The organism is Leclercia adecarboxylata (assembly GCF_006171285.1).
Taxonomy (GTDB): Bacteria; Pseudomonadota; Gammaproteobacteria; order Enterobacterales; family Enterobacteriaceae; genus Enterobacter; species Enterobacter barmai.
On the sequence record NZ_CP040889.1, the window covers coordinates 3,485,887 to 3,511,272 of the forward strand.

Genomic DNA, 25,386 nt, shown 5'->3' on the forward strand with positions numbered 1-25,386 from the left:
GGAAATGGGAGATATGATGAAGCAGGCATTACGTGTTGCAATGAGTTTTTTAATGCTGTGGGCAGCGGTGCTGCACGCAGAAGTGCGTATCGAAATCACCCAGGGGGTGGATTCGGCACGTCCAATTGGTGTGGTTCCGTTCCAGTGGAAAGGGCCAGGTGCTGCGCCGGAAGATGTGGGTGGCATTGTTGCTGCTGACCTGCGCAACAGCGGTAAATTCAACCCGTTAGATCGTTCTCGACTGCCACAGCAGCCGGGCACTGCTGCAGAACTGCAACCGGCGGCCTGGTCTGCGCTGGGTATTGATGCGGTCGTTGTGGGGCAGGTTACGCCTAACCCGGACGGCGGTTATACCGTTGCCTATCAGCTGGTGGATACCGGTGGCGCTCCGGGTACCGTGCTGGCACAGAACACCTACAAAGTGAACAAGCAGTACCTGCGCTATGCAGCTCATACTGCGAGTGATGAAGTCTTTGAGAAGCTGACCAGCATCAAAGGCGCATTCCGCACCCGTATCGCTTACGTTGTGCAGACCAACGGCGGCCAGTTCCCGTATGAGCTGCGCGTCTCTGACTACGATGGCTACAACCAGTTCACCGTTCACCGTTCACCGCAGCCGCTGATGTCACCGGCCTGGTCACCGGACGGTTCTAAGCTGGCCTACGTAACCTTCGAAAGCGGTCGTTCAGCGCTGGTTATCCAGACGCTGGCTAACGGCGCGGTACGTCAGGTTGCCTCTTTCCCACGTCACAACGGCGCACCAGCGTTCTCGCCTGACGGTTCTAAACTGGCGTTTGCCCTGTCTAAAACCGGTAGCCTGAACCTGTACGTGATGGATATCGGCTCTGGCCAGATCCGTCAGGTGACCGACGGTCGCAGCAACAACACCGAACCAACCTGGTTCCCGGACAGCCAGAACCTGGCCTTTACCTCTGACCAGGCAGGTCGTCCACAGGTTTATAAAGTCAATGTTAACGGCGGTGCACCGCAGCGTATCACCTGGGAAGGTTCTCAGAACCAGGACGCAGACGTGAGCGCTGATGGTAAGTTCATGGTAATGGTTAGCTCGGCCGGTGGTCAGCAGCACATTGCTAAACAAGATCTGGGCGGGGGCGGCGTACAAGTTCTGTCGTCGACTTTCCTGGATGAAACGCCAAGTCTGGCACCTAACGGCACTATGGTTATCTACAGCTCTTCTCAGGGGATGGGATCCGTGCTGAATCTGGTTTCTACCGATGGGCGTTTCAAAGCGCGTATTCCGGCAACTGATGGACAGGTAAAATCACCTGCCTGGTCGCCGTACCTGTAATAATAATTAATTGAATAATAAAGGAATCATAGAAATGCAACTGAACAAAGTGCTGAAAGGGCTGATGATCGCTCTGCCTGTTATGGCAATCGCAGCGTGTTCTTCTAACAAGAACGCCAGCAACGACCAGAGCGGCGAAGGCATGATGGGTGCCGGCACCGGTATGGACGCAAACGGCAACGGCAATATGTCTTCTGAAGAGCAGGCGCGTCTTCAGATGCAACAGCTGCAGCAGAACAACATTGTTTACTTCGATCTGGACAAGTTCGACATCCGTTCTGACTTCGCTGCGATGCTGGATGCGCACGCTAACTTCCTGCGTAGCAACCCGTCTTACAAAGTCACCGTAGAAGGTCACGCGGACGAACGTGGTACTCCTGAGTACAACATCTCCCTGGGTGAGCGTCGTGCTAACGCCGTTAAAATGTACCTGCAGGGTAAAGGCGTTTCTGCTGACCAGATCTCCATCGTTTCTTACGGTAAAGAAAAACCTGCAGTACTGGGCCACGACGAAGCGGCTTACTCCAAAAACCGTCGTGCCGTACTGGTTTACTAAGAGAATTGCATGAGCAGTAACTTCAGACATCATCTATTGAGTCTGTCGTTACTGGTTGGTATAGCGGCCCCCTGGGCCGCTTTTGCTCAGGCACCAATCAGTAGTGTCGGCTCAGGCTCGGTAGAAGACCGGGTCACCCAACTCGAGCGTATTTCTAATGCTCACAGCCAGCTTTTAACCCAACTTCAGCAGCAGCTCTCTGACAACCAGACCGATATTGACTCACTGCGCGGACAGATTCAGGAAAGCCAGTACCAGCTCAATCAGGTTGTGGAGCGTCAGAAGCAGATCATGCTGCAGATTGATAACCTGAATAACGGCGGCGCAGCAGCGCAACCGGCAGCAGGGGATCAGGGGGCAGCCGGTGCGCAGGCAACACCTCAGGCTGATACGTCAGCCTCGACAGCGGCGCCTGTACAGAGCGGTGATGCGAATACTGACTACAATGCGGCAATCGCCCTGGTGCAGGATAACTCGCGTCAGGACGAGGCTATGGCGGCGTTTCAGAACTTCGTCAAGAAATACCCCGATTCAACCTATCAGCCAAACGCTAACTACTGGCTGGGGCAGTTGAATTACAACAAGGGTAAAAAAGACGACGCGGCATTCTATTTTGCCTCTGTCGTTAAAAATTATCCGAAATCACCGAAAGCACCTGACGCGATGTACAAGGTCGGGGTGATCATGCAGGACAAAGGCGACACCGCAAAAGCGAAAGCCGTTTTCCAGCAGGTGGTCACTAAGTTTCCGGGCACCGAAGGTGCAAAACAAGCGCAAAAACGCCTTGCTGCGATGGGTTGATTGCCGCATGACCAGAAATCGCTTTTTTTCTGGTCTTGCAGCATAATTCGTAAGCAGTTAAGTGATATTCATCAAAATTTTAGTTGCGCAGAATTCTTAAATCAGTAATATATGCCGCCGTTGCCAAGGGATATCAAACACCCCGGAAGCAGCCAAAATAGTGGGTCGTTAGCTCAGTTGGTAGAGCAGTTGACTTTTAATCAATTGGTCGCAGGTTCGAATCCTGCACGACCCACCACTAACTCAGTAGTAAGTAGTATCCAGCGTAGTATCGGGTGATTAGCTCAGCTGGGAGAGCACCTCCCTTACAAGGAGGGGGTCGGCGGTTCGATCCCGTCATCACCCACCACTCGGGTCGTTAGCTCAGTTGGTAGAGCAGTTGACTTTTAATCAATTGGTCGCAGGTTCGAATCCTGCACGACCCACCAATTTTTATTGGTTCCGAGTAAAAATTTCAGGCGTACCCAAACGGGTCGTTAGCTCAGTTGGTAGAGCAGTTGACTTTTAATCAATTGGTCGCAGGTTCGAATCCTGCACGACCCACCAGCCTGAAAAAAGTAGTACATCCCGCAAGGGGTCGTTAGCTCAGTTGGTAGAGCAGTTGACTTTTAATCAATTGGTCGCAGGTTCGAATCCTGCACGACCCACCAATTTTAACATGCTGTTCTGATGTTAAACGTGAAGGATAACGTTGCTTTAGCAACGGCCCGAAGGGCGAGGCGAAGCCGAGTCATCCTGCACGACCCACCAATGTAAAAAGGCGCCCTAAAGGCGCCTTTTTGCTATCTGTTATTCCTGCGCCTGGAACACATGCCTGATGGCACTGCGCTTATCAGGCCTACGTAAATATCATTCATTCATCAAATGCTACTGTCACGCTTTTGATGTGACTTTTCACATCAAATTCGCTATCTTGTTTAGTATATAAAACACAATTGCCGTCACTTTGGTCATCATCGCTAAAGCATGGCAAATTTGTTAAGCCAGTAAAACGAGAAGCCAAAATGAGTGTGATGTTTGATCCTGAAGCCGCTATCTATCCCTTCCCGCTAAAGCCTGTTCCGCTGAGCCTGGACGAAAAGCAGTTTTACCGTGAAAAAATTAAGCGCCTTCTAAAAGAGCGAGACGCGGTCATGGTGGCGCATTATTACACCGACCCTGAAATTCAGCAGCTGGCAGAAGAGACGGGCGGTTGTATTTCAGACTCCCTTGAAATGGCGCGCTTTGGCGCAAAACATCCTGCTTCAACGTTGCTGGTGGCCGGGGTCCGTTTCATGGGTGAGACGGCAAAAATCCTCAGCCCGGAAAAAACCATCCTGATGCCGACCCTGAATGCGGAATGTTCCCTCGATCTGGGCTGTCCGATCGATCAATTCACCGCCTTCTGCGATGCGCATCCGGACAGAACGGTCGTGGTCTACGCCAACACCTCTGCGGCGGTCAAGGCGCGTGCCGACTGGGTTGTTACTTCAAGCATAGCCGTCGAACTCATTGAGCATCTCGACAGCCTTGGCGAGAAAATTATCTGGGCACCGGACAAACACCTGGGTAACTACGTCCAGAAACAGACCGGGGCGGATATTCTGTGCTGGCAGGGCGCCTGTATCGTGCATGACGAATTCAAAACCCAGGCCCTGGCGCGCATGAAAGGTCTTTATCCGGATGCGGCTATTCTGGTGCATCCAGAATCACCGCAGGCCATCGTCGATATGGCGGATGCCGTTGGCTCAACCAGCCAGCTGATCACCGCCGCGAAGACGCTGCCGCACAGCCAGCTGATTGTGGCGACCGATCGCGGTATCTTCTACAAAATGCAGCAGGCGGTGCCTGGCAAAGAGCTGCTGGAAGCGCCGACCGCAGGCGAAGGGGCAACCTGTCGCAGCTGCGCGCACTGTCCGTGGATGGCCATGAACGGGCTGAAGGCGATTGCGGACGGTCTGGAGTCGGGCGGGGTAGCCCATGAGATCCATGTCGATGCGGCGTTGCGGGAAGGGGCATTAATTCCGCTTAACCGCATGCTCGATTTTGCGGCTACACTACGTCCTTAAACTACGTAAACGTAACGCTCAGGGGAAAAGATGGATTTTTTTAGCACGCAAAACATTCTGGTACATATACCGATTGGCGCTGGCGGCTATGACTTGTCATGGATTGAAGCCGTAGGGACGATTGCAGGTCTGCTCTGTATCTGGCTCGCCAGTCTGGAGAAGATCGTCAACTACGCGTTTGGCCTGGTGAACGTCACGCTTTTTGCCATTATCTTCTTTCAGATCCAGCTGTACGCCAGCCTGCTGCTGCAGCTGTTCTTCTTCGCCGCCAATATCTACGGCTGGTACGCATGGTCGCGGCAGAACAGCCAGCAGGAGGCGGAACTGCAGATCCGCTGGCTGCCACTGCCAAAGGCCATCGGCTGGCTGGCCGCCTGCGTGGTGGCGATTGGCCTGATGACGATCTATATCGACCCGGTGTTCGCCTTCCTCACCCGCGTGGCGGTCTCGGCGATGAATGCCCTCGGAATGAACGTCACCATGCCGGAGCTACAGCCTGACGCCTTCCCGTTCTGGGATTCGTGCATGATGGTGCTCTCCATTGCCGCCATGATCCTGATGACCCGTAAATATGTCGAAAACTGGCTGCTGTGGGTGATCATCAACGTCATCAGCGTGGCCATCTTTGCCCTGCAGGGTGTCTATGCCATGTCGCTGGAGTATCTGATCCTCACCTTCATCGCCCTGAACGGCAGCAGGATGTGGATTAACAGCGCGCGTGAACGGGGTTCTCACGCGCTGTCGCGTTAATGGTGGTGATGATGAGCGTGGCCGGGCTCAATCTCGTTGAGGTGGCAGTCCGGTCCGTTACAGGGGGTGTATTCCATCTGGATGGTGCTGTGCGCGATGGCGTAGTGGTGCTCCAAAAAGTGCTGGATACGCCCCAGTAATGCATCATGATCGTGGGGAGGGATAACCTGAACGTGCAGCGTCATCAACGGTTTTTCGCCCACCATCCAGACATGAATATGATGAACATCGCGCACTTCCGGTATGGAGCGCGTTAAGTTTCGTTTCAGCGCCGGAATATCCAGCGTCTTCGGTGCCCCTTCCAGCAGCTCATTCACACTCTCCTGCAACAGACGCCAGGCGCTGCGTAGCACCAGACACGACACTAAAATTGAGAGGATCGGGTCGACCGGCGTCCAGCCTGTCCAGAGGATCACCAGCGCCGCGACGATGGCACCCACCGAGCCCAGCAGATCCCCCAGCACGTGCAGCGCTGCGGCGCGTACGTTGAGATTTTTCTCTTCGCTGCCGCGATGCAAAAGCCAGAATGCCAGAATATTGGCCACCAGCCCGGCGACGGCAACCACCATCATTGTCACACCTGCGACAGGCTGAGGATACCGGAAGCGCTGAATGGCTTCCCAGACGATCAGGACAGTGATCAACACCAGCGCCAGAGCATTGACGAAAGCGGCAAGCGTCGTGAGGCGCAGCCAGCCAAAGGTGCGTCCACTGCTGGGAGGACGACGGGCGAACACCACCGCCAGCAGGGCAAACAGCAGGGCTGCCGCGTCCGTCAGCATGTGGCCCGCATCGGCCAGCAGCGCCAGCGAGCCTGAAACCAGCCCGCCGATCACTTCGATGACCATAAAGGTCGCGGTTACGGCAAACGCCAGCATTAAGCGTTTAGCATTTTCATCCTTTGAAGAAGGGGCATGCGTGTGGGTGTGCGCCATGAAAAATTTCCCGGTTAATTATTATGTTAAGTGTAGAGTTTTTAACATTTTGCACAAAAAATAAAGGAGAGCCTGAGCTCTCCTTCATCATATCCGCATTAGCGTTAATTACTGGGTAGTACCGTCAGTTTTTTGTTCTTGCGGGGTTCGTTCGCTATCGACTTTGCCGGATTGATCCGGACATTTACCGTCTTTACACATCGAGTTCTTGTGCTGATCGTCCTTGGTCATGCCGTCATTACCCATTTTGCTCGGGTCGTCGTTACCCATGACGGAGTTAGTGCCGCCAGTGGTTGAGCTGTTGCCGGTGCCGTTGGTCACTCCGGTGCTGCTGGAGTTTGTCCCATCAGGGTTCAGCATGGTGCCGCCTGTACCCGTGGTGCCGGTTGTACCGGATCCGGTATTAATCTGGCTGTTGCCGGTATTATTTGGCGCAATATTCTGACGTGCATCAGGTGCAACTGCCCCTGCGTCAGCCGCGGCATTTGCCTGGCCATTGTTGCTGCCAGAGCCGGCGGCGGAATCAGCGGCCAGCGCAGCACCACTTGCCATGGTAAGGGAAGCGGTCAGGAAAAGGGTTGCGAGTTTAGTCATTTTCATCATGCTGCTCCTGTTCTGGTCGTTATGTTCTGGATAACTTCTTTCCACAGTGCATATGCGAAATCGATATACCGCTCAGTGGTTAAAGATGCCATGATTCAAACTTAGGTCAGTATGGAATCGCGATAAAATAAATAAATGCAGTGCATACAGTTAAAAAGTTTAGGGTGTATCTCGTTTTTCGCTACTTTGTGGCGTTTTTTAAGCGAATTCCAGGATTTATCTGTGCGTAGTGTAAAAGCGAGTTTACACTTCCTGACTGACAAGATAGATTGGAGGGATTGCATTCATTTATAAAAGTATGGCAACGCTGGAACGAACATGAATTATCAGAATGACGATTTACGTATTAAAGAGATCAACGAGTTATTACCTCCTGTAGCGCTCCTTGAGAAGTTTCCTGCCACCGAAAACGCCGCCAACACCGTTTCTCATGCCCGTAAAGCGATCCACAAGATCCTGAAAGGCAATGACGATCGTCTTCTGGTGGTGATCGGTCCGTGTTCCATTCACGATCCTGCGGCGGCAAAAGAGTACGCGGCACGTCTGTTGACGCTGCGCGAAGCGCTGAAGGATGAGCTGGAAATTGTCATGCGCGTCTATTTTGAGAAGCCGCGTACCACCGTGGGCTGGAAAGGGCTGATCAACGATCCGCATATGGATGGCAGCTTCCAGATCAACGACGGCCTGCGCATCGCCCGTAAGCTGCTGCTGGACATCAACGACAGCGGTCTGCCGGCGGCGGGTGAATTTCTTGATATGATCACCCCGCAGTACCTTGCCGACCTGATGAGCTGGGGTGCTATTGGCGCGCGTACCACCGAATCTCAGGTTCACCGCGAGCTGGCGTCAGGGCTCTCCTGCCCGGTTGGCTTCAAAAACGGCACCGATGGCACCATCAAAGTGGCTATCGACGCCATTAACGCTGCCGGTGCGCCGCACTGCTTCCTCTCCGTCACCAAGTGGGGCCACTCCGCCATTGTGAATACCAGCGGGAATGGCGATTGCCATATCATCCTGCGTGGCGGTAAAGAGCCTAACTACAGTGCGGTACACGTTGCCGAAGTGAAAGCGGGCCTGGATAAAGCCGGTCTGGCCGCGCAGGTGATGATCGACTTCAGCCATGCCAACTCCAGCAAGCAGTTCAAGAAGCAGATGGACGTAGGCACCGACGTCTGCCAGCAGATTGCCGGCGGTGAGAAGGCGATTATCGGGGTGATGATTGAAAGCCACCTGGTGGAAGGCAATCAGAATCTGGAAGGCAGCGAGCCGCTGGTTTACGGTAAGAGCGTCACCGATGCCTGCATCGGCTGGGACGATACCGAAACCGTGCTGCGCCAGCTGGCGAACGCGGTGAAAGCCCGTCGCGGATAAAAAAATGCCGGATAGTTATCCGGCATGCACTCTTTAAGGCCCGGTCATCACAACCGGGCTTTTTTATTACTTCGCTTTACCCTGGTTCGCGACCGCAGCGGCTTTTGCCGCGATCTCGTCAGCGTTACCCAGATAGTAGTGCTTAACAGGTTTGAAGTTCTCGTCGAACTCGTAAACCAGCGGCACGCCAGTTGGGATGTTCAGTTCGAGGATCTCGTCTTCGCCCATGTTGTCCAGGTATTTCACCAGCGCACGCAGGGAGTTACCGTGAGCAGCGATGATCACGCGCTCACCGCTTTTCAGGCGTGGCAGAATGGTTTCGTTCCAGTAAGGCACAACGCGATCGATGGTCAGCGCCAGGCTTTCGGTGGTTGGCAGCTCAGCGTCGGTCAGGGATGCATAACGCGGATCGTGGCCCGGGAAACGCTCGTCATCTTTGGTCAGCTCTGGTGGAGTGATAGCAAAACCGCGACGCCACTGTTTAACCTGCTCGTCACCGTATTTTTCTGCGGTTTCGGCTTTGTTCAGACCCTGCAGCGCACCGTAGTGACGCTCGTTCAGTTTCCAGGATTTCTCAACCGGCAGCCAGGCCTGATCCAGTTCGTCCAGCACGTTCCACAGAGTGTGGATGGCACGTTTCAGCACGGAGGTGTAAGCAAAATCGAAGGTGAAGCCTTCCTCTTTCAGCAGTTTGCCTGCTGCTTTCGCTTCGCCAACGCCTTTCTCGGACAGGTCAACATCATACCAACCGGTAAAACGGTTTTCGTTGTTCCACTGGCTTTCGCCATGACGTACCAGAACCAGCTTAGTTACAGCCATATTATACTCCTCCAGAACAAGCATTATTTGAATGATAACAATTCTCATTATATTGCCGCGGTTATCCCGCGGGCAACGCTTAACCCTAACCATAGCGAAAATAGCGTCGGAGTGTAAGATGCTTGTGAATGAGGGGTTGTGATTTTGTCGGCGACTGGCGCTATTTTCAGCAAGATGGGTAAAAAAAAGCCCTCCTGCAGGAGGGCTCCGTTTTATCGTGCGATAAAGTGATATTCCGTGACGCTGATATACTCTTCGCCCGGGCGCAGCACGCAGTCGGGCTGCGGCCAATCCGCGTGGTTCGGGCTGTCGGGTAAGAACTCGCTTTCCAGCGCCAGACCTTGCCAGACACGGTATTCCCCGTCTTCGCGCGCCGGGGTGCCCTCGAGGAAATTGCCGGAATAGAATTGCAGGGCAGGGGCGGTGGTGTAGACCGTCATCTGCAGCTTTTCATCGGCAGACCAGAGCTGTGCCGCAGGCTTGCTCAGGTCGCCCTCTGCATCCAGCAGGAAAGCATGATCGTAACCGTTCACTTTGCGCTGATCGTCATCCGCCAGGAAGTCCTGAGCGATGGCTTTGGTGGTGCGGAAATCAAAGCTGGTTCCGTCTACCGCTTTTAACCCCTCGTGCGGGATCCCCATCTCATCCACAGGCAGATAGCTTTGCGCCAGCAGTTGCAGGCGGTGCTGGCGCACGTCGCTGCAGTTACCGTCGAGGTTGAAATACGCGTGGTTGGTCAGGTTGACCGGGCAGGGCTTATCGACGGTGGCGCGGTACTCAATGGCGATACGGTTATCAGCCGTTAAGCGGTAATGCACGGTCGCCGCGCAGTTGCCCGGAAAACCCTGATCGCCGTCCGGCGAGTCGAGGGCCAGCAGCGCTTCGCCGTCGTTCTGCTGCAGGATGCGCCAGCGACGTTTATCAAATCCGTCCGGGCCGCCGTGCAGCTGGTTTTCGCCCTGGCTTGGCAGCAGGTCAAAGCGTACGCCGTCCAGCTCAAAGCGGCTTTTAGCGATACGGTTGGCATATCGGCCCACTGAGGCGCCAAGGAAGGCCGTTTGCTCAACGTACTGCTCAGGCGACGCGCAGCCGAGCAGGGTTTCACGCACGCTGCCGTCGGTCATCGGGACACGGGCGGAGAGCAGCGTCGCGCCCCAGTCCATCAGGGTAACGACCATCCCTGCCTCGTTGCGCAGGGTGATCAGGCGATACGGCAGGCCGTCAGGGGCAAGAACAGGGGTTTCGTTTAGCACTGGCCAGCTCCTTGTGAGGCATTGCAGACGTAGAAGGTCTCTTTGATACCGGTTTTGGCTTCATACTGTTGTTCAACGGCTTGCTGAACCACCGGCACCAGCTCTTCTGGCACCAGCGCCACCACGCAGCCGCCGAAGCCGCCGCCGGTCATACGCACGCCGCCCTGTTCGCCAATAGCCGCTTTCACAATCTCCACCAGGGTGTCGATCTGCGGCACGGTGATTTCGAAGTCATCGCGCATGGAGGCGTGCGACTGCGCCATCAACTCACCCATCCGCAGCAGATCGCCTTTCTCCAGCGCCGACGCCGCTTCGACGGTGCGGGCGTTTTCGGTCAGGACGTGACGAACGCGTTTTGCCACCACCGGATCCAGTTCGTGCGCCACTTTATTGAACTCGGTCAGCGAGACATCGCGCAGGGCGGACTGCTGGAAGAAACGCGCCCCGGTTTCGCACTGCTCGCGGCGGGTGTTGTACTCGCTGCCGACCAGGGTGCGTTTGAAGTTACTGTTGATAATGATCACCGCCACGCCTTTCGGCAGGGTGACCGCTTTGGTGCCCAGCGAGCGGCAGTCGATCAGCAGCGCGTGGCCTTTTTTGCCCAGCGCCGAAATCAGCTGATCCATGATCCCGCAGTTACAGCCGACGAACTGGTTCTCTGCTTCCTGGCCGTTAAGGGCGATCTGCGCGCCGTCCAGCGGCAGATGATACAGCTGCTGGAAGACGGTGCCGACGGCCACTTCCAGCGACGCGGACGAACTCAGACCCGCACCCTGGGGAACGTTGCCGCTGATCACCAGATCCGCACCGCCGAAGTTTTTGTTGCGCTTCTGCAGATGCTTCACCACGCCGCGAACGTAGTTAGACCACTGCTGGCTGTCATGCTCAACAATCGGCGCATCGAGGGAGAATTCGTCGATCTGGTTGTCGTAGTCGGCGGCCATCACGCGCACCTTGCGGTCGTCGCGTTTCGCGCAGCTGATCACCGTCTGGTAATCAATGGCGCAGGGAAGGACAAAACCGTCGTTGTAATCGGTGTGTTCGCCGATCAGGTTAACGCGGCCTGGCGCCTGAATGGCGTGAGTGGCGGAATAACCAAATTTTTCAGCAAACAGGGCGTGGGTTTTATCTTTCAGACTCATTGTTATTCTCCGGATTCGCGAAAATGGACATCACTCACTGCACGCAGACGCTCTGCGGCCTGTTCAGCCGTCAGGTCACGCTGGGTTTCTGCCAGCATTTCGTAGCCGACCATAAACTTACGCACGGTGGCGGAACGCAGCAGCGGCGGATAGAAGTGGGCGTGCAGCTGCCAGTGCTGATTCTCTTCGCCGTTAAACGGCGCGCCGTGCCAGCCCATGGAGTAGGGGAAGGAGCACTGGAACAGATTGTCATAGCGGCTGGTCAGCTTTTTCAGCGCCAGCGCCAGATCGCTGCGCTGGGCTTCGCTCAGATCGGTGATGCGCAGAACGTGCGCTTTCGGCAGCAGCAGGGTCTCGAACGGCCAGGCTGCCCAGTAAGGCACCACCGCCAGCCAGTGCTCGGTCTCCACCACGGTGCGGCTGCCATCAGCCAGCTCGCGCTGGACATAGTCCAGCAGCATCGGCGACTGCTGCTCGGCGAAATAGCTTTTTTGCAGGCGATCTTCCCGCTCCACTTCGTTCGGCATGAAGCTGTTGGCCCACACCTGACCGTGAGGATGCGGGTTGGAGCAGCCCATCGCCGCGCCTTTATTCTCAAAGACCTGTACCCACGGATAGCGCTGTCCCAGCTCGGCGGTCTGCTCCTGCCAGGTTTTTACCACCTCGGTCAGGGCTTCTACGCTCAACTCCGGCAGGGTTTTGCTGTGATCCGGCGAGAAGCAGATCACCCGGCTGGTGCCGCGCGCGCTTTCGCAGCGCAGCAGCGGGTCGTCGCTCTGCGGGGCGTCCGGCGTATCGGTCATCAGGGCGGCGAAGTCGTTGGTAAAGACGAAGGTGCCTTTGTAGTCAGGATTAATATCGCCCGTGACGCGGGTGTTGCCCGGACAGAGGAAGCAGTCCGGGTCGTGCTGAGGCAGCGTCTCCTGGGACGGCGTCTCCTGCGCCCCCTGCCAGGGGCGCTTGGCGCGATGCGGGGAGACCAGGATCCACTGCCCGGTTAACGGATTGAAGCGACGATGCGGGTGATCGACGGGGTTAAATTGGGTCATGACAGATCCTTAGTCCGGATAACCCTGCGGGTGGCGAGACTGCCAGCGCCAGGTATCCTGTGCCATTTCGTCAAGCGTGCGGGTGACACGCCAGTTAAGCTCTTTATCAGCCTTCGATGCATCAGCCCAGTAGGCCGGCAGATCGCCGTCGCGACGCGGGGCGAAGTGATAGCTCACAGGCTTGCCGCAGGCCGCGCTGAAGGCATTGACCACATCCAGCACGCTGCTGCCGACGCCTGCGCCGAGGTTGTAGATATGGACGCCCGGTTTATCCGCCAGCTGCTGCATGGCGGCGACGTGGCCGTCGGCAAGATCCATCACGTGAATGTAGTCGCGAACGCCGGTGCCGTCCGGGGTAGGGTAGTCGTTGCCGAACACCGCCAGTGAGTCACGACGACCTACCGCCACCTGGGCGATATACGGCATCAGATTGTTCGGAATACCCTGCGGATCTTCACCCATATCGCCTGACGGATGCGCGCCAACCGGGTTGAAATAACGCAGCAGGGCGATGCTCCACTCCGGCTGGGCTTTTTGCAGGTCGGCCAGGATCTGTTCCACCATCAGCTTGCTTTTGCCATACGGGCTTTGCGGGGTGCCGGTCGGGAAGCTTTCGGCGTATGGGATTTGCGGCTGGTCGCCATAAACGGTGGCGGAGGAGCTGAAGATCAGGTTTTTGACGCCCGCCGCGCGCATGGCGGAGACCAGACGCAGCGTGCCGTTGACGTTGTTATCGTAGTATTCCAGCGGCTTCGCCACGGATTCGCCCACGGCTTTTAGCCCGGCAAAGTGGATCACCGTATCAATGGCGTGATCGTGGAGGATCTCGGTCATCAGCGCTTCGTTACGAATATCGCCTTCGACAAAGGCAGGCTGTTTACCGGCCAGGCGTTCCATGACCGGCAGCACGCTGCGTTTACTGTTGCACAGGTTATCAAGGATGATGACGTCGTGGCCATTTTGCAGCAGTTGTACACAGGTATGACTTCCTATGTAACCGCTACCACCTGTTACCAGAACTCGCATATTTCGCTCCATTAGGCTTATGGTATGAGATAATCCTAGCATAACAGAGAGCAGTAAACTGTGACATGGGATAAAATAGTGGAATCGTTTACACTGCCCGTCACGCTGCCACTGTTGCGCTAAAAAAAGATTGTAAATCAAAGAGGCAGGTGAGGGGTGTTGCGGGTTGTCCGAAAAAGAGTGGGGGCGTGGCCCCCGGCACGCTATCAGACAGGTCCAGTCTGGTAACGATAGCTGTCGCCCTCGGCGACAAACTCCAGTCGATGGGTGATACAGGCGGGGGCGTCTTCCGCATGGTGAGAGACGAACAGCAGCTGCGTTTCACCTTCACTGATAAGGACATCAACAAAGCGGCGAATCAATTGGCGGTTCAGCGGATCCAGCCCCTGCAACGGCTCGTCAAGGATCAGCAGCGTCGGGTGTTTCACCAGCGCACGCACAATCAGCGCCAGCCGCTGCTGGCCCCACGAAAGACTGCTGAACGGCGCGTCAGCCACCCGGTTATCCATTCCGAGAATATCCAGCCACTGCTGCGCCAGCTTGTGCTGCCGGTCAGACACCGCCTGGTAAATACCGATAGAGTCGAAATAGCCGGAGAGGATCACGTTGCGAACCGTGGTGCTCACGCGGTAGTCGAGATGCAGGCTGCTGCTGACATAACCAATATGTTTTTTGATATCCCAGATGGTTTCGCCGCTGCCGCGACGGCGGCCAAAGAGGGTTAAATCGTTGCTGTAACCCTGCGGGTGATCCCCGGTAATGAGGCTCAGCAGGGTGGATTTACCCGCACCGTTGGGGCCGACAATCTGCCAGTGTTCGCCGGGATTCACCGTCCAGCTTAAATGGTTGAGGATCGGACGATCGTTATACGACACCACGCCGTCATTAAGCACAATCCGCGCTTCACCTTCGGGTAAACCGTGGCGCGCCGACGGGGCATCCGGTTCGGGCAGGGTGACGCCGTTGAGTTTTTCACTGTGCGCCAGCTGGGCAATCAGGGCCTGGTTCAGCAGGGCGGCTTTTTCACCTGACGCCGTCAGGGTGCAGTCGGCCAGCACGCCGGCGTTCTGGACAAAATCGGGGATCTCGTCAAAACGGTTGAGCACCAGCACCAGGGTATATCCCTGCTGATTGAGCGAGGCCAGCAGATCCGCCAGCTGCCCCCGGGACTTCACGTCGAGGCCATCAAAAGGTTCATCGAGGATCAGCAGGTCAGGCTCGGCCATCAGCGCCTGGCACAGCAGCGTTTTGCGGGTTTCGCCGGTGGAGAGGTATTTAAAGCGGCGGTCCAGCAGGTGGGTGATGGCGAACTGTTCCGCCAGCTGGCGGCAGCGGGCATCATCTTTCACCTCATCCTGGATGATTTCGGCGGCCGTTCGGCCGGTATCCTCTTCATCGGGGCTGAGCATATCGGTGTTGTTACGCTGCCACTCGTCGCTGACCAGTTTCTGCAGCTGCTCGAAGGAGAGGCGGGTCACGCGGGTGAACGCGCTCTGGCGTTCGCCTTTCAGCAGCGTCAGTTCCCCGGCCAATGCCCGGGCGAGGGCCGATTTGCCGCTGCCGTTACTGCCCACGAACGCCCAGCTTTCACCGGCATTCAACGTAAAATCAGCGAGGGTAAGCGTACGCGTGTCGCTAAGACGAAACGTGCCTTGCGAAATTTGCAATGATGACATGATTTATCCCGTTTTTTGCAGCAATATGCATCAGGGATAACTCAGTGTCGGCACGAATGTCAATGCGCTTAGCACAACGTGGCGATAATCACCCGGTCGGCATTAAAATATGCGGTCGCCTCAGCACCTTCTTCTAAATCCCGGCTCTCGGCCAGCGGCACGGTGGCGCAGAGGGTCTGGCCGTCCGGCAGGGTCATCAGCACTTCACACTGCTCGTCGCCGCGATCGATATGGTTGATAACCCCCTGAAGCTGGTTATCCGCCTCTTTTGCAGCCTCAGGATCCAGAGTAATGTTCACCCACGGCGCTTTCAGCAGGACCAGCACCTCTTTGCCCTCGTCCAGCCCCAGACGCTTGCCGCTCTGGGCGGTGATGGCCACTTTCAGGCGGGTAGAGCCATCGGCGAGCAGGATGTCCACATGCTGCTGCACCTGGTCGTTATCCCGGGCGGTGACCGTGCCAAACCACTGGTTACGGGCGCTGGTTTGCAGAGAGAAACGCGAGATGGCGCCGAGCAGGCTGTCCAGCGGCAGGGCGTCGTCGTCGCTTAAGACATTGAAGGCTTTCTGCTGGATCTGCGCCAGCAGATCATAGAGCTGGATCAGGCGTTGCCCGTAGCGCGTCAGGATCGCACCGCCGCCGCCTTTGCCGCCGGTGGCACGATCGACCAGAGTCTGTTCGCTCAGGGTGTTCATCTCGTTGATGGCATCCCACGCGCTTTTATAGCTGATACCGGCATTCTTTGCCCCCTGGCTGATGGAGCCGGTTTGCTCAATCTGTTTGAGCAGGGCAATGCGGCGGGGATCGGCGAACAGCTTTTGCGAAAGGCGTAGGGTGAGGAGAATTTCGGCCTGCATAACAATGTCCTGGCAAAAGGGATATTGTGACGTAATTCGTTACATGCGCAAACTGTACCGCACAAAAGGGGATGTAATTCTCGCTTTTCCGGTTAGAATAAGGCATTCACATTGTCTGGAGAAAGCCATGTTAGAGTTGCTGAAAAGTCTGGTATTCGCCGTGATCATGGTCCCAGTGGTGATGGCTATCATCCTCGGTGCCATCTACGGCCTGGGTGAGGTGTTTAACATCTTTTCCAATATCGGCCACAGAAAACAGCCGAAAAAGCAGCATTAATTTTCTTTAAAAACGCCCGGTTCTACCGGGCGTTTTGCTCTCAAGTTTCCCCCTTCTTCGCCGATATTATTTTCGGTGCAAAATTGATTTACTCCCTGATCGGTAGGATTTAACGCTGGGAAAACCCTACGGTTATCGTTATATTTCAATTTATATAACGACACTCAAAGGAGTTAACGATGACACGTACAGGCTTACGCTTTATTGCCGGGGCAACACTGACCCTCTCCCTGACCGGGCATGCGCTGGCAGATGAAGGCAAAATCACGGTATTTGCGGCAGCGTCTTTGACCAACGCGATGCAGGATATTGCCACAGCGTATAAAAAGGAGAAAAACGTCGACGTCGTGTCGTCATTTGCCTCTTCCTCTACGCTGGCACGTCAGATTGAAGCGGGTGCCCCTGCCGACCTGTTTATCTCTGCCGATCAGAAGTGGATGGATTATGCGGCAGAGAAGAAAGCGATTGATACGGCCAGCCGTGAAACCCTGCTGGGCAACAGCCTGGTGGTGGTAGCGCCAAAATCCAGCGTGCAGGGCGACATCACCATCAACAAAGAGACCAACTGGACCAGCCTGCTGAAAGAGGGACGTCTGGCGGTGGGCGACCCCGATCACGTTCCGGCGGGCATTTATGCTAAAGAAGCGCTGCAGAAGCTGGGGGCCTGGGAGACGCTGTCGCTAAAACTGGCGCCGGCAGAAGATGTGCGCGGCGCGCTGGCGCTGGTTGAGCGCAATGAAGCGCCGCTGGGAATTGTTTACGGCTCTGATGCCGTTGCCGGTAAAGGCGTGAAGGTCGTGGGTACCTTCCCTGAAGACTCGCATAAGAAAGTGGAATATCCTGTGGCCATCATTGATGGACATAAAAACGCAACCGTCAGCGCCTTTTACGATTATCTGAAAGGGCCGCAGGCGTCTGCCATCTTTAAACGTTACGGATTTACGACTCACGAATGATATTGACCGATCCCGAATGGCAGGCCGTGCTGCTGAGCCTGAAAGTCTCTTCCCTCGCGGTTGCATTTAGTTTGCCCTTTGGGATCTTCTTCGCCTGGTTACTGGTTCGCTGTAAGTTTCCAGGCAAAGCGCTCCTCGACAGTATTTTGCACCTGCCGCTGGTGCTGCCGCCGGTGGTGGTCGGTTATTTACTGCTGATTGCCATGGGGCGACGCGGGTTTATCGGCGAGCGGCTCTATGAGTGGTTTGGCCTGAGCTTTGCCTTCAGCTGGCGCGGCGCGGTGCTGGCGGCGGCGGTGATGTCGTTCCCGCTGATGGTGCGGGCGATCCGCCTGGCGCTGGAAGGGGTCGATCTTAAACTCGAGCAGGCGGCCCGCACGCTGGGGGCCGGGCGCTGGCGCGTCTTTTTCACCATCACGCTTCCCCTGACGCTGCCGGGCATTATTGTTGGCACGGTGCTGGCGTTTGCCCGCTCGCTGGGCGAGTTCGGCGCCACCATCACCTTTGTTTCCAATATTCCGGGCGAAACCCGCACCATCCCGTCGGCCATGTACACCCTGATCCAGACTCCGGGTGGCGAAGGGGCCGCTGCGCGTCTGTGCATTATCTCCATCGTGCTGGCGCTGGTCTCGCTGCTGGTGTCGGAATGGCTGGCTCGTCTTAGCCGCGAACGGATGGGGAAATAATCATGCTGGAACTCAATTTTACCCAGACGCTGGGCGAACACTGCCTGACCCTCAACGAAACCCTGCCTGCCAGCGGCATTACCGCTATTTTTGGCGTCTCCGGCGCGGGCAAAACCTCGCTGATCAATGCGATTAGCGGCCTGACCCGGCCCCAGTCAGGGCGGATCGTACTTAACGACCGGGTGCTGAACGACGTTGAAAAACGCATTTATCTGGCGCCGGAAAAGCGCCGGATTGGCTACGTCTTCCAGGATGCGCGGCTCTTCCCGCACTACAAAGTGCTGGGCAACCTGCGTTACGGCATGGCAAAAAGCATGGCCGGACAGTTTGATAAGCTGGTGGCCCTGCTGGGTATTGAACACCTGCTTGACCGGCTGCCGTCGTCGCTCTCGGGCGGGGAAAAACAGCGCGTGGCGATAGGCCGGGCGTTACTCACGGCCCCGGAACTGCTGCTGCTGGACGAGCCGCTGGCCTCCCTCGACATTCCCCGCAAGCGAGAGCTGCTGCCGTACCTGCAGCGTCTGGCGCGCGAAATCAATATTCCGATGCTCTACGTCAGCCATTCGCTGGATGAGATCCTGCATCTGGCCGATAAGGTGCTGGTGCTGGAAAACGGCAGCGTGAAGGCGTTTGGTAATCTGGAAGAGGTGTGGGGCAGCAGCGTGATGCATCCGTGGCTGCCGCAGGAGCAGCAGAGCAGCATTCTGAAGGTGAGCGTGCTGGAGCACCATCCGCACTACGCCATGACCGCGCTGGCCATTGGCGATCAGCATGTCTGGGTCAACAAGCTGGATAAACCGCTCCAGACCAGTCTGCGCATTCGCATTCAGGCATCCGATGTTTCGCTGGTACTGCAGCCGCCGTTGCAGAGCAGTATCCGTAATATCCTGCGGGCGAAAGTGGCCCAGTGCTTCGACGATAACGGCCAGGTGGAGGTGCAGCTGGAAATTGGCAGCCGCACGCTGTGGGCCCGCATCAGCCCGTGGGCCAGGGATGAACTGGGGATCAAACCTGGCCTCTGGCTCTACGCGCAGATTAAGAGCGTGTCGATCACCACCTGATCACAGCAGATGGGTATAGATGAATTCGGCGATGCTGTTCGTGGTGTTATCGCCGATTACCACGTTGGCGCGCGCTTTGACGGCGTCGTCGGCATTACCCATCGCCACCCCGGTGCCTGCCGCTTCCAGCATGCTGATGTCGTTGTAGTTATCGCCAAATGCAATAACGTCCTTCATTGACCCGCCGATGGATTCCACATACTGCGTGAGGCGTTTGCCCTTGCTGTTGCCTTTGCGGGCAATATCCACCTGATCGTGCCAGGACCATTCGCACTCCAGCCCCAGGGTCTGCTCGACATGCTTTGCAAAGTCGTTCAGTTTTACGGTGTCCTCGTCGGTCAGGGCAAATTTCCAGATAGCCTCAACCTCCCGGGCCGCCTGCGCCAGCGAAGGCACCTGAGTGAATACCGGACGCTGGGCTTCCGGCAGCGACTGCGCCCAGTTGCTGGTGCGGATGACGTGGCCGGTAGGGCGCTCATAAACCATCGCGTTGTCGACATACATCAGGCCGTGAATGGCGTGTTCATCGAGCAGGTCAATCAGTTGCAGCGCCTGCGGGACCGGCAGCGGATCGGCTTGCAGAACCTTTTTTGCTTGATAATCATACAAATAGGTTCCATTACAACAAATTGCAGGTGTATCCAGCGCCAGTGCCTGATAAAAAGGATGAATAGCAACGTGATGACGACCCGTTACGATGAGGAGCTGGTATCCCACCTCCTGGGCACGTTTCAGTGCTTCAAGCGAAGAGGGGAGCAGGGTTTTTTGCGGGGTTAACAGCGTACCGTCTAAATCCAGTGCAATCACACGCGAGGTCATTTGATATTCCGGGTTAATGTTGAAAGTCAGGGATGTGCAGATGGTACACCGCGCAACTATCGCTGCAAAATTCCTGGTTAAAATTCAGCATTCGCCGTTAAAAAAGACTATCCTGGTACATTACTTTTACGCGCAGTGAGGAAAGGAGCATTCATGAAACAAACCGTTTATACCGCCAGTCCTGAAAGCCAGCAGATCCATGTCTGGCGTCTGAATCCCGAAGGTACGCTCACCCTGGTTCAGGTTGTCGATGTTCCCGGCCAGGTTCAGCCGATGGTGATCAGCCCGGATAAACGTTTCCTGTATGTGGGTGTTCGCCCGGAGTTCCGCGTACTTGCGTACCGTATCTCTCCTGAAGATGGCGCCCTGACGTACACTGCCGAAGCCGCGCTGCCGGGCAGTCCGACGCATATCTCTACCGATCTGCAGGGACGCTTTATCTTTAGCGGCTCCTACAATGCCGGTTGCGTCAGCGTGACCCGCCTTGACGACGGTATTCCTGCTGAGACCCTTGAGGTGGTTGAAGGGCTGGAAGGTTGCCACTCGGCCAACATCTCTCCGGATAACCGTACCCTGTGGGTACCGGCGCTGAAGCAGGATCGCATCTGCCTGTTTACCCTGGGCGATGACGGCAAACTGACCGCGCAAAACCCGGCGGAAGTGACCACCGTTGAAGGTGCGGGCCCGCGTCACATGGCCTTCCATCCGAATCAGAAGTACGCCTACGTGGTGAATGAGCTGAACTGCTCGGTAGACGTCTGGGCGCTGAGCGATCCGCACGGTAAGATTGAGTGTGTGCAGACCCTGGATATGATGCCGGCAGATTTCACCGATACCCGCTGGGGCGCAGACATTCACATCACCCCTGACGGACGTCACCTCTATACCTGCGATCGTACCTCCAGCCTGATCACCATCTTTAGCGTTTCTGAAGATGGCAGCGTGCTGGCTATCGAAGGCTTCCAGCCGACCGAAACGCAGCCGCGCGGCTTTAATGTCGATCACAGCGGTAAGTTCCTGATTGCGGCAGGGCAGAAATCGCACCATATCGCGCTGTATGAAATTCAGGGCGAGCAGGGACTGCTGGAAGAGAAGGGACGTTACGCCGTCGGCCAGGGGCCAATGTGGGTGGTCGTTAACGCTTACTAAGACGGATGAAATAAAAAACCTCGCAGATGCGAGGTTTTTTTATGCCCGGTGGTAGCCGGGTGAGCACATCGGAAACACCAACCTCTGTATCTTAATTCCGGCCCGACCCTATGTAAAATCAACTAACGTCGGCTTGAGAGCATACACTTGCAGCATTAATGTTATTTAATTGAAATATATTAAATTTTGCTGAAATCTAAATGAAATCTTAATCTCCATAAAACTGTTTTTATATACAGTTCCCGAAGACTACAATACCGCCGTTGGTTCGATATGAGCAGTTCCGCAAATCAGGTTTCTTAAAGTCCTGGCTGGCGGGTGGTGCCGTCAGTACCTTAACTGTGGAGCATATCGGAAACACCAACAACCACTGGCGACAGGCAGCGGAAAGGTAAGTCAGTGGAAGTGCTCCTGACCAAAGGAGTGGCGTATGAGCAGTATGGGATGGATGATTCTGTTCCTGCAACTCATGGTTGCAGTTCTGCAACTGCTGGATGCGTATCTTAAAACCGGTGCCTGACGCGTTCAGCCGCAGCATCAAGGGGGAGTTGCTCCCCCTTTTTGCTAATCAGATTACTGCTTCGGCTCTGCAATCACCTTGCTGCCCACACCGCGGTTGTTGTATTCCCACATGCGGTTGAAGTTAGCGTCGTTGAGGTTACGCTGCACGTTGCCTTTATCATCTACCGCACCGGTGTTACCCGCATACGGACGCTGAGAGATGGCGGCGTTGCCCCAGGGTTTTGCCATGTTGAAGCCTTCGTTGATCACGCTGTCGCGGATCACCACCTGACCGTTAGTGCCTGAATCGATATCCAGCGAACGGCCCAGCTGCGCTACGCCATCGCCCATTGCGGTAAAGCGGCTGTTTACCGCCAGGAAGCCGTAGAACAGGTTGGACTGCGTCGCCGGCGCGAAGACGTAGCCTTCCTGCTGGGTACGGGTATTCATGACGCGGAAATCGGTGTTATCAAACACCACGGCACCGCGACCGGAGACAATATCCACATCCCCTTCGATGTAGCTGTTGGTCACCAGCGTACGGGTGATGCGGTTATTTTTCAGGGTGTTCTCAACGCCGCTGTTGGTGACGAAGAAGGTGTTCTGGCGACCCAGGATATTCACCTTGTCGATTTGCACCTGATCGCCATCGCTGCGCAGAGCCACCGCCTGGTGGTTACCGGCATCGACGCTGTCGCCCAGATTGTTTTCGATGGTCAGGTTCTGCAGCTGCAGGCCGTTGTTCTGCGACCAGAAGACCGCAGAACACATCAGGCCAACGGTGGCGCTGTGCTTGCTCTGGCAACGGTCGAACATATACCAGGCGGGTTTACCCGGCATGTATTTACCACCTGGATTGACCAGATGACGCCAGGTCGTGGTGTCCATCTCAGAGTCGATTGCCAGACCAATTTTGACATCAATTGGCTTCTCACCCGTACCGTACAGCGTCACGCTGCCCGGTGCGGCAGGCACATACACGGTACCTTCGTACTCGCCCGGTAAAATAGCGATGTACTGGCGGGAGCTGCTGTGCTTAGCAATGGCTGCATCAACTGCCGCCTGAATGGTGGTATGGGTAACGCCCTGGGTTCCCGCCGGGCCAACCACAAAGTTGGGTTGCGCAGGCAGGCGGATGGCATAAGGACTCCACGGCGCTGCGTTCGGATCCATGTCCGTAAAGTAACGCGCCTGCTGGAAGTTTTTCGCTTCATCAGCGGAGAGGATCGGACGGGAAGCCGTGCCCGGCGCGGCCTGCTCTGATGGCAGCTGATCCGGCGGGGTAGAGCTGCACGCTGACAGCGTCACGCCAAATGCGAGTGCCAGCGCCAGACGAGAAATCCTGGAAATGTTCAAGGGAAGCTCCTGCAAAGCATATCAATAGGGGGATAACCGAAATAGCCTGCTTTTTTATACTAAGTTGAGCGAAACGGGAAGATTAAAAGGCAGAAAAGTTACTTTTTATTCCCATGCTTAGCGGGAAAGTTGTCACAAATAAATAACAATTTCCGTAAAGGCGATTGACAGGGCGGCAGGAATGAAAATAAATGTCTATACAACCCATGACAAGTGGAAGCCCGATGCTGCAACTTCATCCCGACGATCTAATCTGGCGTAACCTGCGCCTCGCGACCCTGGATCCTGACCACGGCACGCCTTATGGCCTGCTGGAGAACAGGGCGTTAATCGTGCGTGCAGAGACCATTCTGGCGATTGTCCCCGAATCTGATTTGCCCCTGGATCTGCCCAACGCCGTCGATTTAGAGGGGCGGCTGGTCACGCCGGGGCTGATCGACTGCCACACGCACCTGGTGTTTGGCGGCGATCGCGCCGCCGAGTGGGAGCAGCGGCTGAACGGCGTCTCCTATCAGACCATCAGCGCCCAGGGCGGCGGGATTAACGCCACGGTGACCGCCACCCGGGAGAGCTCAGTTGAGCACCTCGAACAGCTGGCGCAGCAGCGCTTAAACCGGCTGATGCGCGAAGGGGTCACCACCGTTGAAATTAAGTCGGGTTACGGCCTCAACGACGAAGCCGAAGAGAAGATGCTGCGCGTGGCCCAACACCTTGCCCGAACCAATCCCGTGGAGATCAGCCCGACGCTGCTGGCGGCGCACGCCGTGCCGAAGGAGTATCGCCAGGATCCGGATGCCTGGGTCGACCATGTTTGTCGGCACACGCTGCCCGCGCTGTGGGAAAAAGGGCTATTCGAAGCCGTGGATGTGTTCTGCGAGAACGTCGGGTTTACGCCAGAGCAGAGCGAACGGGTGTTTCAGGCGGCACAGATGCGGGGGATCCCCATTAAAGGCCATGTGGAACAGCTCTCTAACCTCGGCGGCACCGCGCTGGTCAGCCGTTATCACGGGCTGTCAGCCGATCATATTGAATACCTCGATGAGGCCGGCGTCGACGCGATGGCGCAGAGCGGCACCGTAGCGGTATTACTCCCCGGCGCCTTTTACTTTTTACAGGAGCGCCAGCGCCCGCCGGTTGCGCTGCTGCGCCAGCGGGGCGTACCGATGGCGGTTGCCACGGATTACAACCCCGGCACCAGTCCGTTTGCCAGCCTGCATCTGGCGATGAACATGGCCTGCGTCCAGTTTGGCTTAACCCCGGAAGAGGCGTGGGCAGGGGTAACGCGCCACGCCGCTAAAGCGCTGAGCCGCGGCGAAACCCACGGCCAGCTCAAGGCCGGGTTCGTCGCCGACCTGGCGATCTGGGATGCGAAAAACCCGGTGGAGATGGTTTATGAGCCGGGACGTAACCCGCTTTATCAGCGCGTATTCAGAGGAAAAACAGCATGAGTCTTTGGCAGCCGGTTTCACCTGACGTCTGGCAGGGGCGCGACGACAGCAGCGAGGCCAGCAACGCGCTGCGCCTGTTTCAGACCGTCAGGCAAAGCGACACGCCGCACCCGTCCGGGGAAGGCATTGCACTGCTGGGCTTCGCCTGCGACGAAGGGGTCAGACGCAATCAGGGCCGCCCCGGTGCCGCGCAGGCGCCGGATGTCCTGCGCCGCGCCCTGGCGAATATGGCGAGCCATCAGGGGCACGATCGATTGATCGACATGGGCACTATCGGCGTTGATGGCGACGCGCTGGAGGCGGCCCAGCAGGCGCTGAGCGAGACGGTCACCGCCTGTCAGCGGGCGGGCATGCGCACCCTGGTGTTTGGCGGCGGACATGAAACCGCCTGGGCCCATGGTCGCGGGGTGCTGGATGCGTTTCCCGGCGAGCGGGTGGTGATTATCAATCTCGACGCCCATCTCGATCTGCGTCATGCCAGCCAGGCCACCTCTGGTACCCCGTTCCGCCAGCTGGCCCTGTACTGTGCGGAACAGCAGCGTGAATTTCACTATGCCTGCCTGGGCGTCAGCCTGGCGGCGAATACCCTGGCGCTGTGGGATGAGGCTGCGCGCCTTAACGTCACCCTGGTGGAAGATCTCGATTTTCAGCAGCAGGCGCTGACCGCTCTCACACCGCTCCTTGAACAGGCGGACCGGGTTTATCTGACTATCGATCTCGACGTCATGCCTGCCGGGGAAATGCCCGCCGTGTCGGCCCCTGCCGCGCTGGGGGTTCCGGCCCGGGATCTGCTCCCGGTCATTGAAAAGATCTGCCGCAGCGGCAAACTGCAGGCGGCGGATCTGGTGGAGTTCAGCCCCGGCTTCGATCGCGACGGCCAGGGGGCGAAGCTCGCCGCACGGCTGGCGTGGCAAATCGCTCACTGGTGGGCTTAAAGC

25 protein-coding genes and 5 tRNA genes are annotated in these 25,386 nt (G+C 56.6%); 19 read left to right on the forward strand and 11 right to left on the reverse strand.

The features are described from left to right. Positions 1 to 16 precede the first annotated feature (16 nt). The 10 genes from tolB to pnuC all read left to right on the forward strand — a co-directional run bounded on the left by tolB (position 17) and on the right by pnuC (position 5,464). Entirely contained in the window at positions 17 to 1,309 is a 1,293-nt protein-coding gene (gene tolB / locus FHN83_RS18390; RefSeq protein ID WP_039029417.1) for a Tol-Pal system beta propeller repeat protein TolB, read from the forward strand. A 34-nt stretch (positions 1,310 to 1,343) separates the two neighbouring features. Beyond that, positions 1,344 to 1,865, forward strand: a complete 522-nt coding sequence (gene pal / locus FHN83_RS18395) for a peptidoglycan-associated lipoprotein Pal (RefSeq protein WP_032617096.1) — start codon at positions 1,344 to 1,346, stop codon at positions 1,863 to 1,865. 9 nt (positions 1,866 to 1,874) lie between these two features. Continuing rightward, positions 1,875 to 2,666, forward strand: a complete 792-nt coding sequence (gene cpoB / locus FHN83_RS18400; RefSeq protein ID WP_039029345.1) for a cell division protein CpoB — start codon at positions 1,875 to 1,877, stop codon at positions 2,664 to 2,666. A gap of 162 nt (positions 2,667 to 2,828) precedes the next feature. Further along, positions 2,829 to 2,904 (forward strand) — tRNA-Lys (locus FHN83_RS18405). 35 nt (positions 2,905 to 2,939) lie between these two features. Continuing rightward, positions 2,940 to 3,015, forward strand: a tRNA-Val gene (locus tag FHN83_RS18410). A 3-nt stretch (positions 3,016 to 3,018) separates the two neighbouring features. Beyond that, a tRNA-Lys gene (locus tag FHN83_RS18415) sits at positions 3,019 to 3,094 on the forward strand. Positions 3,095 to 3,136: 42 nt separating this feature from the next. Then, positions 3,137 to 3,212 (forward strand) — tRNA-Lys (locus FHN83_RS18420). Positions 3,213 to 3,240: 28 nt separating this feature from the next. Beyond that, positions 3,241 to 3,316 (forward strand) — tRNA-Lys (locus FHN83_RS18425). A gap of 354 nt (positions 3,317 to 3,670) precedes the next feature. Continuing rightward, on the forward strand, positions 3,671 to 4,714 hold the full coding sequence (gene nadA, locus FHN83_RS18430) for a quinolinate synthase NadA (protein ID WP_139564573.1): 1,044 nt from the start codon (positions 3,671 to 3,673) through the stop codon (positions 4,712 to 4,714). A gap of 30 nt (positions 4,715 to 4,744) precedes the next feature. Then, positions 4,745 to 5,464, forward strand: a complete 720-nt coding sequence (pnuC, locus tag FHN83_RS18435) for a nicotinamide riboside transporter PnuC (RefSeq protein ID WP_039029347.1) — start codon at positions 4,745 to 4,747, stop codon at positions 5,462 to 5,464. Here pnuC and zitB read toward each other — a convergent pair. Then, positions 5,461 to 6,399 (reverse strand): CDF family zinc transporter ZitB, encoded by a 939-nt coding sequence (gene zitB / locus FHN83_RS18440; protein ID WP_139564574.1) that lies wholly within the window; start codon positions 6,397 to 6,399, stop codon positions 5,461 to 5,463. The genes pnuC and zitB overlap by 4 nt on opposite strands. A gap of 108 nt (positions 6,400 to 6,507) precedes the next feature. Next, positions 6,508 to 6,999 carry a protein YbgS gene (locus FHN83_RS18445; RefSeq protein WP_039029349.1) on the reverse strand — a complete coding sequence of 164 codons (492 nt, stop codon included), beginning with the start codon at positions 6,997 to 6,999 and terminating at the stop codon, positions 6,508 to 6,510. 321 nt (positions 7,000 to 7,320) lie between these two features. On the opposite strand from FHN83_RS18445, the gene aroG reads away from it, so the two are divergent. Then, a complete protein-coding gene (gene aroG, locus FHN83_RS18450; RefSeq protein WP_138369569.1) occupies positions 7,321 to 8,373 on the forward strand; it encodes a 3-deoxy-7-phosphoheptulonate synthase AroG in 1,053 nt (350 codons plus the stop codon). A 66-nt stretch (positions 8,374 to 8,439) separates the two neighbouring features. Here the strand turns inward: aroG and gpmA are convergent, their stop codons facing one another. From gpmA to modE, 7 genes are all read right to left on the reverse strand, one after another. Continuing rightward, positions 8,440 to 9,192 (reverse strand): 2,3-diphosphoglycerate-dependent phosphoglycerate mutase, encoded by a 753-nt coding sequence (gpmA, locus tag FHN83_RS18455; RefSeq protein ID WP_138369568.1) that lies wholly within the window; start codon positions 9,190 to 9,192, stop codon positions 8,440 to 8,442. Between the two features lie 212 nt (positions 9,193 to 9,404). Continuing rightward, entirely contained in the window at positions 9,405 to 10,445 is a 1,041-nt protein-coding gene (gene galM / locus FHN83_RS18460) for a galactose-1-epimerase (protein ID WP_138369567.1), read from the reverse strand. Then, positions 10,439 to 11,587: a galactokinase gene (gene galK / locus FHN83_RS18465; protein WP_039029353.1), complete on the reverse strand. Its 1,149-nt coding sequence runs from the start codon at positions 11,585 to 11,587 to the stop codon at positions 10,439 to 10,441. Before galK ends, galM begins: the two co-directional genes overlap by 7 nt. 2 nt (positions 11,588 to 11,589) lie before the next feature. Then, positions 11,590 to 12,636: a galactose-1-phosphate uridylyltransferase gene (gene galT / locus FHN83_RS18470; protein WP_139564575.1), complete on the reverse strand. Its 1,047-nt coding sequence runs from the start codon at positions 12,634 to 12,636 to the stop codon at positions 11,590 to 11,592. A 9-nt stretch (positions 12,637 to 12,645) separates the two neighbouring features. Further along, positions 12,646 to 13,662 carry a UDP-glucose 4-epimerase GalE gene (galE, locus tag FHN83_RS18475; protein ID WP_072036640.1) on the reverse strand — a complete coding sequence of 339 codons (1,017 nt, stop codon included), beginning with the start codon at positions 13,660 to 13,662 and terminating at the stop codon, positions 12,646 to 12,648. A gap of 206 nt (positions 13,663 to 13,868) precedes the next feature. Continuing rightward, on the reverse strand, positions 13,869 to 15,338 hold the full coding sequence (gene modF / locus FHN83_RS18480; protein ID WP_139564576.1) for a molybdate ABC transporter ATP-binding protein ModF: 1,470 nt from the start codon (positions 15,336 to 15,338) through the stop codon (positions 13,869 to 13,871). Positions 15,339 to 15,406: 68 nt separating this feature from the next. Then, entirely contained in the window at positions 15,407 to 16,195 is a 789-nt protein-coding gene (modE, locus tag FHN83_RS18485; RefSeq protein WP_139564577.1) for a molybdenum-dependent transcriptional regulator, read from the reverse strand. A 127-nt stretch (positions 16,196 to 16,322) separates the two neighbouring features. Between modE and FHN83_RS18490 the strand changes: the two genes are divergently transcribed. The 4 genes from FHN83_RS18490 to modC all read left to right on the forward strand — a co-directional run bounded on the left by FHN83_RS18490 (position 16,323) and on the right by modC (position 19,175). Continuing rightward, complete coding sequence (locus tag FHN83_RS18490; protein WP_039029358.1) at positions 16,323 to 16,472, forward strand: AcrZ family multidrug efflux pump-associated protein; 150 nt, start codon at positions 16,323 to 16,325, stop codon at positions 16,470 to 16,472. Positions 16,473 to 16,651: 179 nt separating this feature from the next. Beyond that, positions 16,652 to 17,428 carry a molybdate ABC transporter substrate-binding protein gene (gene modA, locus FHN83_RS18495; protein ID WP_139564578.1) on the forward strand — a complete coding sequence of 259 codons (777 nt, stop codon included), beginning with the start codon at positions 16,652 to 16,654 and terminating at the stop codon, positions 17,426 to 17,428. Next, positions 17,425 to 18,114, forward strand: a complete 690-nt coding sequence (modB, locus tag FHN83_RS18500) for a molybdate ABC transporter permease subunit (protein ID WP_138369561.1) — start codon at positions 17,425 to 17,427, stop codon at positions 18,112 to 18,114. Before modA ends, modB begins: the two co-directional genes overlap by 4 nt. A gap of 2 nt (positions 18,115 to 18,116) precedes the next feature. Continuing rightward, positions 18,117 to 19,175: a molybdenum ABC transporter ATP-binding protein ModC gene (gene modC, locus FHN83_RS18505; RefSeq protein WP_039029361.1), complete on the forward strand. Its 1,059-nt coding sequence runs from the start codon at positions 18,117 to 18,119 to the stop codon at positions 19,173 to 19,175. Here modC and FHN83_RS18510 read toward each other — a convergent pair whose 3' ends face one another. After that, positions 19,176 to 19,994, reverse strand: coding sequence for a pyridoxal phosphatase (locus FHN83_RS18510; protein WP_039029362.1), 819 nt, complete (start codon positions 19,992 to 19,994; stop codon positions 19,176 to 19,178). Between the two features lie 153 nt (positions 19,995 to 20,147). Between FHN83_RS18510 and pgl the strand changes: the two genes are divergently transcribed. Both pgl and tisB read left to right on the forward strand, forming a co-directional pair. After that, positions 20,148 to 21,143 (forward strand): 6-phosphogluconolactonase, encoded by a 996-nt coding sequence (pgl, locus tag FHN83_RS18515; protein WP_139564579.1) that lies wholly within the window; start codon positions 20,148 to 20,150, stop codon positions 21,141 to 21,143. Between the two features lie 430 nt (positions 21,144 to 21,573). Beyond that, entirely contained in the window at positions 21,574 to 21,663 is a 90-nt protein-coding gene (tisB, locus tag FHN83_RS18520; RefSeq protein WP_072036641.1) for a type I toxin-antitoxin system toxin TisB, read from the forward strand. 53 nt (positions 21,664 to 21,716) lie between these two features. On the opposite strand, the gene FHN83_RS18525 is transcribed toward tisB, so the two are convergent. Then, positions 21,717 to 23,000 (reverse strand): putative acyl-CoA thioester hydrolase, encoded by a 1,284-nt coding sequence (locus tag FHN83_RS18525; RefSeq protein ID WP_139564580.1) that lies wholly within the window; start codon positions 22,998 to 23,000, stop codon positions 21,717 to 21,719. Between the two features lie 224 nt (positions 23,001 to 23,224). On the opposite strand from FHN83_RS18525, the gene hutI reads away from it, so the two are divergent. Together hutI and hutG are read left to right on the forward strand one after the other, a co-directional pair. After that, positions 23,225 to 24,448, forward strand: coding sequence for an imidazolonepropionase (gene hutI / locus FHN83_RS18530; protein ID WP_139565459.1), 1,224 nt, complete (start codon positions 23,225 to 23,227; stop codon positions 24,446 to 24,448). Next, positions 24,445 to 25,383, forward strand: a complete 939-nt coding sequence (gene hutG, locus FHN83_RS18535; RefSeq protein ID WP_139564581.1) for a formimidoylglutamase — start codon at positions 24,445 to 24,447, stop codon at positions 25,381 to 25,383. Before hutI ends, hutG begins: the two co-directional genes overlap by 4 nt. Positions 25,384 to 25,386 lie beyond the last annotated feature (3 nt).